16 protein-coding genes are annotated in these 15,372 nt (G+C 72.5%); 13 read left to right on the plus strand and 3 right to left on the minus strand.

The window, feature by feature from the left end:
• The first annotated feature begins 148 nt into the window (after positions 1 to 148).
• The 3 genes from adh to BXY45_RS02205 all read left to right on the plus strand — a co-directional run bounded on the left by adh (position 149) and on the right by BXY45_RS02205 (position 3,426).
• Positions 149 to 1,666 (plus strand): aldehyde dehydrogenase, encoded by a 1,518-nt coding sequence (gene adh / locus BXY45_RS02195; protein ID WP_109772608.1) that lies wholly within the window; start codon positions 149 to 151, stop codon positions 1,664 to 1,666.
• Positions 1,666 to 2,070, plus strand: a complete 405-nt coding sequence (locus BXY45_RS02200; protein WP_109772609.1) for a DUF779 domain-containing protein — start codon at positions 1,666 to 1,668, stop codon at positions 2,068 to 2,070. Before adh ends, BXY45_RS02200 begins: the two co-directional genes overlap by 1 nt.
• A gap of 141 nt (positions 2,071 to 2,211) precedes the next feature.
• Positions 2,212 to 3,426 (plus strand): S49 family peptidase, encoded by a 1,215-nt coding sequence (locus tag BXY45_RS02205; protein WP_170131266.1) that lies wholly within the window; start codon positions 2,212 to 2,214, stop codon positions 3,424 to 3,426.
• A 58-nt stretch (positions 3,427 to 3,484) separates the two neighbouring features.
• On the opposite strand, the gene BXY45_RS02210 is transcribed toward BXY45_RS02205, so the two are convergent.
• A complete protein-coding gene (locus BXY45_RS02210) occupies positions 3,485 to 3,664 on the minus strand; it encodes a hypothetical protein (protein ID WP_109772611.1) in 180 nt (59 codons plus the stop codon).
• A gap of 77 nt (positions 3,665 to 3,741) precedes the next feature.
• On the opposite strand from BXY45_RS02210, the gene BXY45_RS02215 reads away from it, so the two are divergent.
• From BXY45_RS02215 to BXY45_RS02245, 7 genes are all read left to right on the plus strand, one after another.
• Complete coding sequence (locus BXY45_RS02215) at positions 3,742 to 4,761, plus strand: bifunctional riboflavin kinase/FAD synthetase (protein ID WP_109772719.1); 1,020 nt, start codon at positions 3,742 to 3,744, stop codon at positions 4,759 to 4,761.
• 147 nt (positions 4,762 to 4,908) lie between these two features.
• The gene (gene rpsO, locus BXY45_RS02220) at positions 4,909 to 5,178 is read left to right on the plus strand and encodes a 30S ribosomal protein S15 (RefSeq protein ID WP_109772612.1); all 270 of its coding nucleotides are present in this window, start codon (positions 4,909 to 4,911) and stop codon (positions 5,176 to 5,178) included.
• 228 nt (positions 5,179 to 5,406) lie between these two features.
• Positions 5,407 to 7,650 (plus strand): polyribonucleotide nucleotidyltransferase, encoded by a 2,244-nt coding sequence (locus BXY45_RS02225; RefSeq protein WP_109772613.1) that lies wholly within the window; start codon positions 5,407 to 5,409, stop codon positions 7,648 to 7,650.
• A gap of 17 nt (positions 7,651 to 7,667) precedes the next feature.
• Positions 7,668 to 9,035 (plus strand): M16 family metallopeptidase, encoded by a 1,368-nt coding sequence (locus BXY45_RS02230; RefSeq protein WP_109772614.1) that lies wholly within the window; start codon positions 7,668 to 7,670, stop codon positions 9,033 to 9,035.
• A complete protein-coding gene (gene dapB, locus BXY45_RS02235) occupies positions 9,032 to 9,784 on the plus strand; it encodes a 4-hydroxy-tetrahydrodipicolinate reductase (RefSeq protein WP_211319147.1) in 753 nt (250 codons plus the stop codon). The genes BXY45_RS02230 and dapB overlap by 4 nt, the downstream gene beginning before the upstream one ends.
• Position 9,785: 1 nt before the next feature.
• Entirely contained in the window at positions 9,786 to 10,238 is a 453-nt protein-coding gene (locus tag BXY45_RS02240; protein ID WP_109772615.1) for a hypothetical protein, read from the plus strand.
• A gap of 58 nt (positions 10,239 to 10,296) precedes the next feature.
• A complete protein-coding gene (locus BXY45_RS02245) occupies positions 10,297 to 10,803 on the plus strand; it encodes a hypothetical protein (protein WP_170131267.1) in 507 nt (168 codons plus the stop codon).
• Positions 10,804 to 10,924: 121 nt separating this feature from the next.
• Here BXY45_RS02245 and BXY45_RS02250 read toward each other — a convergent pair whose 3' ends face one another.
• Positions 10,925 to 11,833, minus strand: coding sequence for a DUF4394 domain-containing protein (locus BXY45_RS02250; protein ID WP_211319148.1), 909 nt, complete (start codon positions 11,831 to 11,833; stop codon positions 10,925 to 10,927).
• A gap of 112 nt (positions 11,834 to 11,945) precedes the next feature.
• Here BXY45_RS02250 and BXY45_RS02255 point away from each other — a divergent pair, with 112 nt between their 5' ends.
• Positions 11,946 to 12,473, plus strand: coding sequence for an RNA polymerase sigma factor (locus BXY45_RS02255; protein ID WP_211319149.1), 528 nt, complete (start codon positions 11,946 to 11,948; stop codon positions 12,471 to 12,473).
• Positions 12,460 to 13,173 carry an anti-sigma factor gene (locus BXY45_RS02260; RefSeq protein ID WP_109772618.1) on the plus strand — a complete coding sequence of 238 codons (714 nt, stop codon included), beginning with the start codon at positions 12,460 to 12,462 and terminating at the stop codon, positions 13,171 to 13,173. The genes BXY45_RS02255 and BXY45_RS02260 overlap by 14 nt, the downstream gene beginning before the upstream one ends.
• Before the next feature lie 129 nt (positions 13,174 to 13,302).
• Here the strand turns inward: BXY45_RS02260 and BXY45_RS02265 are convergent, their stop codons facing one another.
• Complete coding sequence (locus BXY45_RS02265; protein ID WP_170131268.1) at positions 13,303 to 14,514, minus strand: heparan-alpha-glucosaminide N-acetyltransferase domain-containing protein; 1,212 nt, start codon at positions 14,512 to 14,514, stop codon at positions 13,303 to 13,305.
• Positions 14,515 to 14,533: 19 nt separating this feature from the next.
• On the opposite strand from BXY45_RS02265, the gene BXY45_RS02270 reads away from it, so the two are divergent.
• Positions 14,534 to 15,235, plus strand: coding sequence for an HAD-IA family hydrolase (locus BXY45_RS02270; protein WP_245961607.1), 702 nt, complete (start codon positions 14,534 to 14,536; stop codon positions 15,233 to 15,235).
• Positions 15,236 to 15,372: the final 137 nt, after the last annotated feature.

Consider the following 15,372-nt stretch of genomic DNA (forward strand, 5'->3'; position numbering starts at 1 on the left):
CCAGCTCACCGGAGCAGCCAGCCGACCAGCCAGTCGACCAGGTCACCCGGCCAGCCAGCCGACCAACCTGCTGCCAACCGCGCGCACCACAGCATCGGGGCATCCCCTTCCGGGGAGCACGACACTGAGGTCGAGCAGGAGGTTCGCGATGGCTTACGCCCAGCCCGGCACCGACGGCGCTCTCGTCAGCTACGAGGAGCGGTACGACAACTACATCGGCGGCAAGTGGGTCCCGCCGATCGAGGGCCGCTACTTCGACAACGTCTCGCCCGTCACCGGACACGTCTTCACCCATGTCGCCAGGTCGACCAAGGCCGACATCGACCTGGCCCTCGAGGCAGCGCACGGCGCCAAGGACACCTGGGCCCGCACCAGCCCCGCGCAGCGCGCCACCATCCTCAACAGGATCGCCGACCGGATCGAGGAGCACCTCGAGGAGCTCGCGGTCGCCGAGACCTGGGATAACGGCAAAGCCGTCCGCGAGACGCTCAACGCCGACCTGCCGCTCGCCGTCGATCACTTCCGCTATTTCGCCGGGTGCATCCGTGCCCAGGAGGGCGGCATCTCGCCGATCGACGACAGCACGGTCGCCTACCACTTCCACGAACCGCTGGGCGTGGTCGGGCAGATCATCCCCTGGAACTTCCCGATCCTCATGGCCGTCTGGAAGCTCGCCCCCGCGCTCGCGGCGGGCAACTGCGTGGTGCTCAAGCCGGCCGAGCAGACGCCGTGGTCGATCCTCAAGGTGATCGAGCTCATCGGCGACCTGCTGCCCGACGGTGTCCTCAACGTGGTCAACGGCTTCGGCGCGGAGGCGGGCAAGCCGCTGGCGTCCTCGGACCGGATCGCCAAGATCGCCTTCACCGGTGAGACGACGACGGGGCGGCTGATCATGCAGTACGCCTCGCAGAACCTCATCCCGGTGACGCTGGAGCTGGGCGGCAAGAGCCCCAACGTCTTCATGCCCGACGTCATGGCCTCCGACGACAACTTCCTCGACAAGGCGCTCGAGGGCTTCACGATGTTCGCCCTCAACCAGGGCGAGGTCTGCACCTGCCCCTCGCGGGCCCTCGTCCACGAGTCGATCTACGACGAGTTCATGGACCGCGCCACGAAGCGCGTCGAGGCCATCGTCTCCGGTGACCCGCTCGACACCGCCACGATGATCGGCGCGCAGGCCAGCAACGACCAGCAGGAGAAGATCCTCAGCTACCTGCAGATCGGCCGCGAGGAGGGCGCCACCGTGCGCACCGGCGGCGGCAAGCGGTCCGTTGACGGCCTGCCCGACGGCTACTACGTGGAGCCGACGATCTTCGAGGGCAGCAACTCGATGCGGATCTTCCAGGAGGAGATCTTCGGCCCGGTGGTCTCGGTGACGAGGTTCTCCGACGAGCACGACGCCCTGCGCATCGCCAACGACACGCTCTACGGCCTCGGCGCTGGCGTGTGGACCCGCGACGCCAACACCGCCTACCGCCTGGGCCGTGGCATCCAGGCCGGCCGGGTGTGGGTGAACAACTACCACGCCTACCCGGCGCACGCGGCGTTCGGCGGGTACAAGCAGTCGGGTATCGGCCGCGAGAACCACAAGATGATGCTCGACCACTACCAGCAGACGAAGAACATGCTGGTCAGCTACTCGCCGGACAAGCTCGGCTTCTTCTGATGGAGCCTGCCCCAGCAGGGGTCGCCGCCTCGCGGGTGGACATCACTCCCGAGGCGGCGGCCCTGGTGGCGCAGCTGGTCGAGCAGCACGGACCGGTGATGTTCCACCAGTCCGGTGGCTGCTGCGACGGGTCGTCGCCGATGTGCTTCCCCGCGGGCGACTTCATCACCTCCGAGGCCGACGTCCTGCTGGGGGAGGTGGCCGGGGCGCCGTTCTGGATGTCCGCCTCCCAGTACGAGTACTGGAAGCACACCCACCTCACGGTCGACGTGGTGAAGGGCCGCGGGGCAGGGTTCAGCCTGGAGGCGCCGGAGGGCGTGAGGTTCCTCATCCGGTCCCGGCTGCTCACGGACGACGAGGTGGCGCTGGCCGTGCCGTCACGCGGCGGCTCGTCGTCGTCCTGATGACCTGATTTTCCTGATCACGCAGAAGACCCGCACCCCAGCGCCCACGGTGCGGGTCTTCTGCATGATCGCTGGCGGGTGCTGGGGGACGACGACGGATACGGTCGACGCACTGCCGCCAACCCACGACGGAGCGTCACCGTGAGCACGCCGCCCCCATACGACCCCTACGGACCGCCCCCGCCCGAGCATGTCCCGCCCTCGCTGCCCCCGCACCGATTCGCAAACCCCACCGCCTCGGTGCAGGCGCCGCGGCAGCGGGGCGGGTTCCGCCGCGGGTTCGGGCTCGGCCTGGGGGCCAGCCTGGGAGCGGGACTCGTGCTCGGGGCGATCTCCCTGCTCGTGGGCGGAGCGCTGGTCGCCACGCTCGTGGCGGGCGTCGCCGGGGTGAGCGGCTCGACTGGTGGCGCCGCGGGCCAGCTCCCCACCGAGACCGTCTGGGGTGACCCCGAGGCCTCCGGCCGCCTGCTCGCGATCCCGGTGACCGGCATGATCCTCGGCGGCACCGGCGACGGCGCGACGTTCGGCACCGCCACCTACGGCTACGACGTCGCCCGCACCATCGACGAGCTCGGCCCCGGCGACGCCGACGGCCTCGTGCTCGAGATGAACACCCCCGGCGGCACGATCCACGGCTCCCGCGCCATCGCCGACGCCGTGGAGCGCTACCAGAAGCGCACGGGCCACAAGGTCACGGCCTTCGTGCAGGGGCTGTCGGCCTCCGGCGGGATGTACGCCATGGCGGGCGCGGACGACGTCGTCGTCGATCACGGCAGCCTGGTCGGCAGCATCGGCGTGGTCTCGGGGCCCTTCGAGCGCTACCGCGACGTCACGGGCATCCCCGGGTCGCTACTGGCACCCGGCGTCACCACCGAGGGCGGCATCACGCAGGAGTACCTGTCCCAGGGCAAGGGCAAGGACTTCGGCAACCCCTACCGCGACATGACCGCCGAGGAGCGGGCCGTGTGGACCTCCGGGCTGGCGCGCGAGTACGACGCCTTCGTCGGGTGGGTCTCGCAGGGCCGGGACATCCCCGCGCAACGCATCAAGGACGAACTCGGCGCCTACCTCTACGACGCGCAGACCGCCGTGGATGTCGGCCTGGCTGACGCCGTGCTCGGATACGACGAGGCCTACCGCCGCGCCGCCCAGGGCGCTGGCACTGACCCCGAGGACACCCGCGTGGACCGGCTCACCGGCCCCGGGGCGCTGGAATCACTGCTGGGCCTGGCGGTGCCGAACGACGAGCGCGAGGCGCGGGCCGCGATGGAGCCCGGCCGCAGCGTCGTGTGCGCCGGGGGTCCGACGGTGCTCGCGTACCAGGGGGATCTCGCCGCGGCCTGCGAGCCCCGCTGACCCCCGGCGCTGACGCAGTCAGCGGGGGACCAGCGGGGCTCTGCGGGGTCAGCGGGGGTCAGCGGGGAGTGGTGCCGCCCGATCCGCGGCCGCCGAGGCGGGAGCGGAGCTGCTCGATCTTCGAGCGGTTCTTCGGGTCGCGCGCCATCTCCTGCGCCTTGCGGGTGGCGGTGCTGATGGCCCGCTGCCCCTGGGGACTGCGGGCGAAGCGGGTGAGCTTGTCGAGGATTCCTGCCATCTCCCCATGATCCGTCGGGGTGCTCGTTGGCGCACCCGCTGGACGGCGACGGCGGCGCGGCGTCCAGACTGTCGGGCGTGCAGCAGTGGTCAGGCCTGGAGCAGGTTCCGGCGGGCTTCGGCCCGTCGGTGGTGGCGCTCGGCAACTTCGACGGCGTGCACCGCGGCCACGCCAGCGTGCTGCGGGCCGTGGTGGCGCGGGCGCGTGCGCTCGACGCTCAGGCGGTGGCCGTGACCTTCGACCCGCACCCGCTGGCCGTGCTCAGCCCGGAGCACGCCCCGCCGCTGCTCACCACGCTGCGGCGCAAGCTGGAGCTGCTGGAGCAGACCGGGCTCGACGCCGTCCTCGTGCTGCCCTTCACGCCCGAGCTCGCCAGCTGGACCCCGGAGCGTTTCGTGGCCGACGTCCTGGTCGGAGCGCTGGGTGCGCGGGTGGTCTGCGCGGGGCGCGACGCGCGGTTCGGGCGCGCCGGTGCAGGCTCCCTCGACACCCTCCGTGAGTTGGGCGGGCAGCACGGCTTCGACACCGTCGCCCTGGAAGACGTCCACGGCGACGGTCAGGGCGACGACGACGACGGCGAGCGCCGCTGGAGCTCGTCCTGGGTGCGCGAGCTGCTCGCCGAGGGGCAGGCGGGGGCGGCTGCGGTGCAGCTGGGCCGGCCGCACCGGGTCGAGGGTGTCGTCGTCCACGGAGACCACCGCGGCCGAGAGCTCGGCTACCCCACAGCCAACCTCGGCGAGGTCGAGGTCGTCATCCCCGCTGACGGCGTCTACGCCGGCTGGCTCGTGCGGCTGGACCTGGCCGGCCTCAGCGACGCCGAGGCCGCCGCCCGCGGCGGTCGGGTGCTGCCGGCGGCGATCTCGGTGGGTACCAACCCCACGTTCGACGGGTTGGAGCGGCGCCTGGAGGCGCACGCCCTGGTCGGGCCCGAGGCCTCCGCGAAGCTGGACCTCTACGGCGAGCGGGTGGGCGTCGACGTCGTCGAACTGCTGCGGCCCACGCTGCGGTTCGACTCCGCGCAGGCCCTCATCGACCAGATGGACGCCGACGTCGTGCGGTGCCGCGAGGTGCTTGCCGAGCACCCCGTGGAGTGCTGAGCCCGCAGCCAGGCAGTGGCCGGTGGATTTGGGCCTGTTCGCGCGGCTGTAACATGAGAGCGCCGTTCGATCGGCCGCGGACTGTAGAGCCCGGGTGGACCAGCCCCGGAGCGCCGCGCAACGAGACACCACGAGGAGTGCCGCGCCATGCCCCTTGACGCCACCACGAAGCAGCGCATCATGTCCGAGTACGCCACGGCCGAGGGCGACACGGGCTCCCCGGAGGTCCAGATCGCGCTGCTGACGCAGCGCATCAAGGACCTCACCGAGCACTTCAAGGAGCACCCGCACGACCACCACAGCCGTCGTGGCCTGCTCCTGCTCGTCGGCCAGCGTCGCCGGCTGCTGCAGTACCTGACCAAGACGGACATCAGCAGGTACCGCACGCTCATCGAGCGCCTCGGCATCCGCCGCTGACCCACCGCGACCCCCGGCCCGCGCCGGGGGTCGCTGCACTTCACGCGTTTCAGACTTCCCAGTTCCACCGGGTGGTGCGCGCGAGGCCCGGTCCTCGACAGTGGCCGCCGGAACCCCAACCCCGAGCTCCTCGGAGGACGGGGCGGACCGGCGGCTTCGATCGATGGCCGGTCCGCCCGCTCGCTCCCGGTGTGGTCAACCGACACCGAGAGAAAGAGAGGGAACCCCATGGAGGGTCCCGAGATCTCCGCCAGCACCGCCGTCCTCGACAACGGCACGTTCGGCTCCCGCACTGTTCGTTTCGAGACCGGCCGCCTCGCCAAGCAGGCCGCCGGCTCCGTCGTCGCCTACCTCGACGGCGAGACGATGCTGCTGAGCGCCACCACGGCCGGCAAGCACCCGCGCGACGGCTTCGACTTCTTCCCCCTCACCGTCGACGTCGAGGAGCGGATGTACGCCGCGGGCAAGATCCCCGGCTCGTTCTTCCGCCGCGAGGGCCGTCCCGGCACCGACGCGATCCTCACCTGCCGCCTCATCGACCGCCCGCTGCGCCCCTCCTTCGTGAGCGGTCTGCGCAACGAGGTCCAGGTCGTCATCTCCGTGCTCGCGCTGCACCCTGACGACCCGTACGACGTGCTGGCCATCAACGCCGCGTCCGCGTCGACGCAGCTGTCTGGCCTGCCGTTCTCCGGCCCGATCGGTGGCGTGCGCGTCGCCCTCATCGACGGCCAGTGGGTCGCGTTCCCGCGCCACTCCGAGATCGAGCGCGCTGTCTTCGACATGGTCGTGGCCGGCAGGGTGGTCACGGGCGGCGACGGCTCTGCTGATGTTGCGATCATGATGGTCGAGGCGGAGGCCACCGAGACCTCCTGGGACAAGATCAAGGGTGGCGCCCCGGCGCCGACCGAAGAGGTCGTCGCTCAGGGCCTCGAGGCCGCCAAGCCGTTCATCGCCGAGCTGTGCCGCGCCCAGGCCGAGCTGGCCGCCGCCGCGCAGAAGCCGGCCGTGGAGTTCCCCCGCTTCCTGGACTACCAGGACGACGTGTACGAGGCCGTCAAGGCCGCCGGCACCGCTGACCTGACCGCCGCCCTGGCCATCGCCGACAAGCAGGAGCGCGAGGCCGCCACCGACGCCGCCAAGGCGAAGGTCATCGAGGCGCTCGCCGGTCAGTTCGAGGGGCGTGAGAAGGAGGTCTCGGCCGCCTTCCGCTCCCTGAACAAGTCGCTCGTGCGTCAGCAGATCCTGCGTGACGGCACCCGTATCGACGGCCGCGGCCTGCGCGACATCCGCCAGCTCGCCGCCGAGGTCGACGTGCTGCCCCGCGTGCACGGCTCGGCGCTGTTCGAGCGCGGCGAGACCCAGATCCTCGGTGTCACCACGCTGAACATGCTCCGCATGGAGCAGCAGCTCGACACACTCTCGCCGGTGACGCGCAAGCGCTACATGCACAACTACAACTTCCCGCCGTTCTCCACCGGCGAGACCGGCCGCGTCGGCTCCCCGAAGCGTCGCGAGATCGGCCACGGCGCCCTGGCCGAGCGTGCGCTCGTGCCGGTGCTGCCGAGCCGCGAGGACTTCCCCTACGCCATCCGCCAGGTCTCCGAGGCGCTGGGCTCCAACGGCTCCACCTCGATGGGCTCGGTCTGCGCCTCCACGATGTCGCTGCTCAACGCCGGTGTGCCGCTGCGCGCGCCCGTCGCGGGCATCGCCATGGGCCTGGTCTCGGCCGAGGTCGACGGTGAGACCCGCTACGCGGCACTCACCGACATCCTGGGCGCCGAGGACGCGTTCGGTGACATGGACTTCAAGGTGGCCGGCACCGCCGAGTTCGTCACCGCGATCCAGCTCGACACCAAGCTCGACGGCATCCCCGCCTCGGTGCTGGCCGGCGCGCTGACCCAGGCTCGCGAGGCCCGCCTGCACATCCTGTCGGTGATGGCCGAGGCCATCGACGCCCCCGACGAGATGGCGGACACCGCACCGCGCGTCATCTCCGTGAAGGTCCCGGTCGACAAGATCGGCGAGGTCATCGGCCCCAAGGGCAAGATGATCAACCAGATCCAGGACGACACCGGCGCCGACATCTCCATCGAGGACGACGGCACCGTGTACATCGGCGCCGTCGACGGCCCGTCGGCGGAGGCCGCGCGCAGCGCGATCAACGCCATCGCCAACCCGCAGATGCCCGAGGTGGGGGAGCGCTACGTCGGCACGGTCGTCAAGACCACCGCGTTCGGCGCCTTCGTCTCGCTGACGCCGGGCAAGGACGGCCTGCTGCACATCTCCAAGATGCGCGCGCTGGCCGGCGGCAAGCGCGTGGAGTCCGTCGACGACGTCGTCTCCGTGGGCCAGAAGATCCAGGTGGAGATCACCGAGATCGACCCGCGCGGCAAGCTCAGCCTGTCGCCGGTGGTGGATGAGGCGGCCGAGGCCGCCTCTGCCGCTGACGCGGTCCCGGCCGCGGCGATCTGAGGGACTGATCCGCTGATATGACGGCTGTCCCCCTGCCCCTGGAGCAGGAGGGCACCCTGACCCTCTCCGGCCAGGCCGCTGACGGGCACGGTTCCACCGTGCGCCGCAGCGTCCTGGCCGGAGGCGTCCGGGTGCTCACCGAGGCGGTGCCCGGTCTGCGCTCGGCGACCCTCGGCGCCTGGGTGGGCGTCGGTTCCCGTGACGAGGCCGACGGTCACCACGGGTCCACGCACTTCCTCGAGCACCTGCTCTTCAAGGGCACCGCCACGCGCAGTGCTCTCGACATCGCCGCGGCGTTCGACGCGGTGGGCGGGGAGTCCAACGCCGCCACCGGCAAGGAGCACACCACCTACTACGCGCGGGTGCTCGACGCGGACCTGCCGCTCGCCGTCGACGTCATCGCCGACATGGTCACCTCCGCCACGCTCGACCCCGACGACCTCGAGGGCGAGCGCCAGGTGATCCTCGAGGAGCTGGCGATGAACGACGACGACCCCGTCGACGTCGCCCACGAGCGGTTCACCGAGCAGGTCTTCGGAGCCGAGACGCCGCTGGGGCGACCCATCGGCGGCACCGCGCAGACCATCCTCGACGTACCCCGCGACGCCGTGTGGGAGCACTACCAGCAGCACTACACCGCACCGGGCCTCGTGGTGACCGCCGCGGGTGGGCTCGACCACGACGCCGTGTGCGACGCCGTCGCCAAGGCCCTCGCGGGTGCCGGCTGGCCGCAGGACCAGCGCGCGCCCCTGCCGCGGCGCGGCTCCGGTGGGCGCGAGCACCGGAGCATCTCCGACGGGCTGCCCGGCGGTTCGGTGCTCACCATCGACAGGCCCACGGAGCAGGCCAACGTCGTCCTCGGTGGCGCTGGGCTGCGCGCGGGCGACCCCCGCCGGCACGTGCTCGCCGTCCTCAACGCCATCCTGGGTGGCGGCATGAGCAGCCGCCTGTTCCAGGAGGTGCGCGAGCGCCGCGGGCTGGCGTACTCCGTGTACTCCTTCTCCTCCGGGTATGCCGACGCGGGCCTGTTCGGCGTCTACGCCGGCTGCACTCCCGTCCGGGTGCCCGAGGTGGTGGAACTGCTGGCCCGCGAGTGGGAGCAGCTGGCCGCCAACGGACTGCGGCCCGGTGAGCTGGAGCGGGCCATCGGCCAGGTCTCCGGCGGCACGGTGCTGGCCCTGGAAGACTCCGGCTCCCGCATGTCGCGGCTCGGCAAGGCCGAGCTCGTGCACGGGGAGTACCTGTCCCTGGAGGACGCGCTGGCACGCGCCGCGTCGGTCACCGCCGACGACGTGCAGCAGCTCGCCGCCGAGCTGTGGGCGGCGCCGCACCACCTCACGGTGGTCGGTCCGTTCGAGTCCGACCCTGTGGCGGTGGTCCCGTGAGCACGCGCGTGATCGTGGTCGGAGCCGGCGGGAAGATGGGGCGGATGGCGTGCGACGCCGTCGAGTCAGCTCCCGACCTGCAGCTCGTGGCCCGCGCCGGTCGTAGCGACGACCCAGCGGCCCTCGCCCGCGAGGCTGGTGCCCAGGTGGCGGTGGACCTGTCGGTGCCGTCGGCGTCGCCGGGCGTCGTCGCGGGTCTGGTGGCGGCGGGCGTGCACGTGGTGGTCGGCACCAGCGGGTGGGACGAGGCCGCGCTGGGCCGCCTGCGCGCGCAGCTGGACGAGGCGCCCGCGGGCACCGGCGTCGTCGTCGTCCCCAACTTCGCCATCGGCGCGGTGCTCATGGTGCGCTTCGCCGAGGCTGCGGCCCGATGGTTCACCTCGGTGGAGGTCATCGAGGCGCACCACCCTGCCAAAGTCGACGCGCCGAGCGGGACGGCGGTGCGGACGGCGGAGCTCATTGCGGCGGCGCGCCGGTCGGCAGGGACGGCGTCCGCGCCCGATGCGACGACGTCCGCCGTCGACGGGGCGCGCGGCGCCGACGTCGAGGGCGTGCCCGTCCACAGCCTGCGGATGGCTGGCGTCATGGCTGCGCAGGAGGTCTGGTTGGGCAACCACGGCGAGATGCTCACGCTGCGTCACGAGGCCACCGACCGCACCGCCTACGCACCCGGGCTGCTGCTCGCGGTGCGTGAGGTGGCCTCGCGACCGGGGCTGACCGTGGGCCTCGAGCACCTGCTCGGCGTCTGAGGTGAAGACCAAGGCCGTCATCGGCCTTCTGCTGGCGGCGATGCTGCTCTACCTCGTGCTGCTCGGGCAGCGTGGGGTGGTGCTCATCGCCAGCGGTGAGCCGGTGGCCGTGGCGCTGGGGATCGGCGTGCTGATCCTGCCGCTGGTCGTGGTGTGGGCTATCGGCCGCGAGCTGCTGTTCGGGGTGCGGACCGAGGCGATGGCTCGGCAGCTGGCCTCCGAGGGGCGGCTGCCCCCTGACGACCTGCCCCGCAACGAGGCCGGCCGCATCGAGCGGGCAGCCGCCGACGCGGCGTTCGAGCGGTATCGCGCCGAGACCGAGGCGGCTCCTGACGACTTCGGCTCGTGGTTCCGGCTGGCCTGCGCGTACGACGCCGCGGGGGACCGCAAGCGCGCCCGCGCCGCGATGCGCCGCGCGGGGACGCTGCACAAGGAGACCACCCCCCGTCCGTGATCATGGAATCTGTGCACAGATCCCACCGTGATCATGGGAGTTATGCACACTCGCAGCCATGATCATGGGAGTCCGCCACCCTCGAACGATCGTGCATCCTGTGTCGGTGGATGCAGCTGACCTGGGGGTCGTTGGCTCGGCCGAACGTCGAGACGCGTCGCGCGCGTGGAAGCAGGTGCCCACGAGACAGCGCCTCGAGGTCGTGAAGGCGGCTCGCCGTGGTCAGCTCACCGATGACGATGCGGCCACGGCGGCAGCCCAGCGTTTCGCGATGGTGACGCTGGCGCCGCGCGGTCGTTCCTGGAGCCAGCGAGTGACTCCCAGGATCATGGGACGGCTGCTCCTCGCGGCTGCGCCGTTCGGGCTGGCGGTGGCGATCGTTGAGCGGCTCGCGCTGGGGGCGCCCGAGATGGCGGCTGCCACGTGGGTCCTGGTGGGCGCGAGTGTGCTGGCGGTCCTGTGGGGATGGTTCTGCCTCGAACTCCAGCGCGACTGTGAGGCAATCCTCGCCGCGATGCCGTCCGCCGCGTCTGCGCCGCAGAGCGAGGTGGCCGACCGCCCATGATCACGGCGGTGGTTGTGCACTACGTCCATGATCACGAGGGGTGACGTGCGGGCGTCGGGCCGGGTCCCTCCTCCGGCCCGACGCCCGCGGCTCCGTTGCGGCGCTCCGTCGTGCGCGGTGCTCAGCGCGCGAGCGGCACCGCGATGTCGGTCACGCCGCCCGGCAGGTCGCCGACCTTGGAGGCGGAACCGTTGACGAGGTTGATCTCGTAGAGGCCTGGCTTTCCGCCGACCGTGAGCGAGGCCCACGCCTTCGCGCCGACCGCCTTGCCGTCGCGTAGCTCGGAGAGGATGTCGAAACCCGCCTCGCCCTGCGCGTCCACGCCGAGCGCACCCACCGGCACCAGTGCGCCGGAGTTGGCGGGCGACTGGACGAGCAGCTGGTCGGTGCCCGTGGAGATGTCGTAGAGGACGGTCCCCGTGCTGTCGGCCGTATCGTTGTTCGTGTACGCCGCGCCCGTCACGCCCTTCGTGCCCTGGACCGGCGGGGTGGCTGTCGGCGAGTTCAGCGGGGTGTCCGCAACGGTCTGGGCGCCGGGGGCCGCGAACGGGTGACGCAGGTTCTGGCCGGTGTCGCTGACGATGCGCAGGGCGTTGGCGGCCGGGTTGAAGTCCACGCCGAAGGCGCTGCCCTCCAGGCCGACGGTCAACTGGGCGACCTTGGCGGCGGTTCCGCTGCCGGCGTCGAGGGTGTAGACGCCGCCCTTGTCTCCGACGCCGTAGAGCTTGCCGTCCTGCACGCGGTGGTCGATGCCCACGAGCTTCGCGTCTCCCTGGAGCCCTGAGACCCCGGCTGTCGCTCCGGCGTGGACGCCCTTGCGCACCTTCAGCTGCACGAGCGCTGTGCCTCCCGAGGCCAGACCGACCACGCTCTGGCCACCCCCGTGCCCCTTGCCTCCGCCCTGGTGGGCCTGAGCGGCTCCCACGCCGACGGCGGACAGGGCGAGGGCTCCGGCGGCGGCTGCTGCGGCGGTGCGGGTGAGTCCCACGGTGTTCTCCTCGAGGTCGTCTTCGTCCGATGCCCCTCCCACGCAGGAGGGGTTCACCCGTCCTTACGACGCCCGGAGCGCCCGCGTTCATCGCGATCTGTACTTTTTCGCGAACCGGTCGTGCAGGGCCGCACGCCGAGGAGCGGAGGAACGGGTGGGCCGCAGCGCCTTCGACGTGCGCGCCGCGTACGCCGAGCACAGCGCCTCCCTCGTCGCCTTCGCCGCCAGCGCACTGCGGGACCGGACGCTCGCGGAGGACTGCGTGCAGGAGGTCTTCCTGCGCGCGTGGCGGTCCGCTGACCGTCACGACCCCGACCGGGGCTCGGTGCGCACCTGGCTGTTCGCCATCGCACGCAACGTGGTGGTCGACGCCGCCCGCGCTCGCACTCGGCGGGCGCCCGTGGTGGCCGACGGTTCGACGCCGGAGCAAGCCGACCCGCGTGACGCTCCCGCCGCGGTGGTGGAGCGGATGCGTCTCGCGCAGGCGCTCGCGGCCCTGAGCCCGGAGCATCGGCAGGTGGTGGTGCAGGTGCACCTGAACGGACGCGACTACGCGGACGTATCACAGGAGACGGGCGTGGCCGTGGCCACGCTGCGCACGAGGATGTTCTACGCGCTCAAGGCGCTGCGGACCGAGCTGAGCACGGTCGATGGGGAGGTGGACGACGGTGGACGACGCTGACCGGGCCCTGCTCGCCGCTGCGGCGACCGGCCACCTCGACGACGACGAGCGTTCCCGCCTGGACGCACTGCTCGCCCGCGACCCGGCCGCGGCGGCCGAGCTGGCCGACCTGCGCGGCGTGCTCGCCGAGCTGGAGCCCCTGCGCGACCCCGCGGCGGCGTGGCGCGAAGACGCCTCGCCCGCGCTGGGGGAGCGGTCGACCGGGACGACGACGAGCGCCGCGCCGCTCTCGCAGCTGCCGCGTCAGCGCCGCCCGGCCCGCCGGCCCGCCGCCCTGGCGCTGGCGGCCTGCGTGCTCCTCGCTGTCGGCGGGGTGGGTGGGGCGCTCGTGCGCGGAGCGCTGGACGAGCGCGCGCAGCCCGCCGTCGTCGTCGGGCCTCCGGGAACGCTGGGGGCCGTGGAGCAGGTCTCGACCCGTACCAGCGACGGCGTGGGGGCGACCGCGTCGGTGGTGGCGCACACCTGGGGCACCGAGACCGTGCTCGACCTCACCGGGCTGGTGCAGGGGCGGACCTACAGCGTGGTCGTGGTCGATCAGAGCGGGCGGGCCGTGGCGGCTGGGACGGTGCTCGGCACTGGCGGTGCTGTGGACTGCACGATGAACGCCGCCGTCCTGCGGACCGAGGCCGCGCAGGTGCAGGTGCTCGACCCGGAGGGCACCGCCGTGGTGAGCGTTGACCTGCCGCCCGTCACGGCCTGAGCGGGGGTGTGCGCGCCACTCCTGCACGCTGCTGTCGTGGCGAAAGCCCAGCGCGCGTGAGGCAGCGTTGTGGCGCGGAGTTCCTTGATCGTCACCGGGGGAGGGGGTGGGGTGGCCGACTGTCCATGATCACGGACGGGGGTGGAGGACGCGGGTGCGCGCGGCGCGCGTGGCCCTGGCAGCCATCGCCTCCAGCGGCCCGCGACGACCCGCCTCGCGCACCGCGAGCCCGATCACCACGGCGGCCGCCGCGTGGAACAGCCACGCACCCTCCCCGCCGAGCACGTCGCCCGTCGGGCGCGAGGTCACCACGTGCAGCGAGTACAGCGTCAGCGTCATCGCGCCCGCACCTGCGAGCGGCGCAAGCAGCCACGGCACAACCCGCCCCACCAGCAGGGCTGCGCCCAGCACCACCAGCGCGCTGCCGGTGGTGCCCACGAGGTCGAACGGCGTCGCGGAGTGGGGGGTGTCGACGAGGAGCCAGGCCCACGTCGTCGTCGGCGTGGCACCGGGGAGGAACGTGTCCAGCGCGAGCGGCAGGTCGTAGACCTGCCACGACGGCGGAACCTGACCCTCCAGCACCGCCCGGCCACCCGCGGCCCCGAGTGCTGCCGCGGACATGAGCGGCGCGGCCACAGCCATGACCGCTCCGGTAGCCAGCAGCCAGCCCGCCACGGCCACCCGCTGCAGCGGCAACCGGCCCACCGCCATGCCGACGAGCAGGTACCCCGTCCATGTGAGCACCGGGTACACACCGGTGACGAGCAGCCCCGTCAGCAGCTCCAGCGGGTTCAGCAGGGAGAAGGGGTTGGGGACGTCGAAGGTCGGGGTCCCGTCGGGTCCGGCCACCAGCGGGCGCACGACGCGCGCCACCACCGGGCCGACCACCAGCCAGGTGCCCCCGAGCAGCGCGAGCGTGCGGAACCGCAGCCCGACGAACAGCGCCGCGACGGCGAACAGCAGCCCGTAGTAGACGAGGATCACGTAGATGTAGCCCGGCGCCAGGCCCACCAACAGGCCGACCGCCGCCACCACACCGGCCCGGGCCAGCACCCCGGCGCGGGCCGCTGTCAGTTCCCGGCCTCGCGGCGGCTGGGTCCGCCCGGTCGCGAGGGCCAGGCCGACCCCCGCCAGCACCGCGAACAGCGCCGACGCGCGACCGCTGAACACCTCGTAGACCCAGCTGATGCTCCCGTCGGCGGTCTCTCGCGCGACGAGGTGCGTGCCCATCATCCCCAGCAGCGCCACACCGCGGGCCGCGTCGACACCGACCAGCCGCTCCGGACGCTCCCACCGCTTCGGCCGCTCCGGCCGCGGGCGTCGGTCTGCCGGGATGCTCATCCCCTCTAGTCTGCCCGCCGTGGACACCGAGCCCCTGCCCGTACCCGAGGGGCTGCCCCTCGGCCTCGACACCCTCGCCGGGCGCACCTTCGACGCGGTGCTGTTCGACATGGACGGCACGCTCATCGACTCCGGCCCCGCCGTCGTGAGGTCGTGGATGCGCTGGGCCTCCGAGGAAGGGGTCGACCCGGCCCTGCTGGCCGGCAAGCACGGCATCCCGTCAGCGCAGATCGTGGCGATGCTGCTGCCCGAGAGCCGCTGGGCCGAGGCCACGCGGCGCATCGACGACATCGAGGTCGCCGACACCGACGGCATCGTCGTCCTGCCCGGTGCTCGCGAGGCGCTGTCGCTACCGGTGGGCCGCGCCGCCATCGCGACCAGCTGCACCCGCCCGCTGGCCGACGCCCGGATCGGCGCCACCGGACTGCCCGTCCCGTCGGTGGTGGTGACCGCCAGCGACGTCGAGCGCGGCAAGCCCGACCCGGCCCCCTACCTCCTCGCCGCGCAGCGCCTCGGGGTCGACCCATCCCGCTGTCTCGTGGTGGAGGACGCCCCCGCCGGCATCACCGCCGGGCGCGCGGCGGGGTGCGCCACGATCGCTGTCGCCACCACGCACCGGGTGGAGCAGCTGCAGGAGGCGCGGACCGACGCCGTCGTCGTCGACCTGTCCCAGGTGCGGTTGGTTGCCGACGACGACGGCGTGCGCGTGCTCCCCAGCTGATCGCCGCAGGACCGGCTGCCCGAGGCGTCGGGTGATCTCCGAGTGGCGCTGTCGGCCGCGTGGGGCACCATGGTGGCCTCCCGCAGCGCCAGTACGGGCGCTGCCCGAGTCACCCGGAAGGTCATGACCGCCTCGCG

The sequence above is a fragment of the Quadrisphaera granulorum genome, assembly GCF_003149145.1.
GTDB classification, from domain to species: domain Bacteria; phylum Actinomycetota; class Actinomycetes; order Actinomycetales; family Quadrisphaeraceae; genus Quadrisphaera; species Quadrisphaera granulorum.

Bases quoted from the DNA above. Each gene is read 5' to 3' on its own strand.
- adh (WP_109772608.1), top strand. From the start codon at position 149: ATGGCTTACGCCCAGCCCGGCACCGACGGCGCTCTCGTCAGCTACGAG.
- BXY45_RS02200 (WP_109772609.1), top strand. From the start codon at position 1,666: ATGGAGCCTGCCCCAGCAGGGGTCGCCGCCTCGCGGGTGGACATCACT.
- BXY45_RS02210 (WP_109772611.1), bottom strand. From the start codon at position 3,664: ATGGCAGGAATCCTCGACAAGCTCACCCGCTTCGCCCGCAGTCCCCAG.
- rpsO (WP_109772612.1), top strand. From the start codon at position 4,909: ATGCCCCTTGACGCCACCACGAAGCAGCGCATCATGTCCGAGTACGCC.
- BXY45_RS02225 (WP_109772613.1), top strand. From the start codon at position 5,407: ATGGAGGGTCCCGAGATCTCCGCCAGCACCGCCGTCCTCGACAACGGC.
- BXY45_RS02230 (WP_109772614.1), top strand. From the start codon at position 7,668: ATGACGGCTGTCCCCCTGCCCCTGGAGCAGGAGGGCACCCTGACCCTC.
- BXY45_RS02245 (WP_170131267.1), top strand. From the start codon at position 10,297: ATGATCATGGGAGTCCGCCACCCTCGAACGATCGTGCATCCTGTGTCG.
- BXY45_RS02265 (WP_170131268.1), bottom strand. From the start codon at position 14,514: ATGAGCATCCCGGCAGACCGACGCCCGCGGCCGGAGCGGCCGAAGCGG.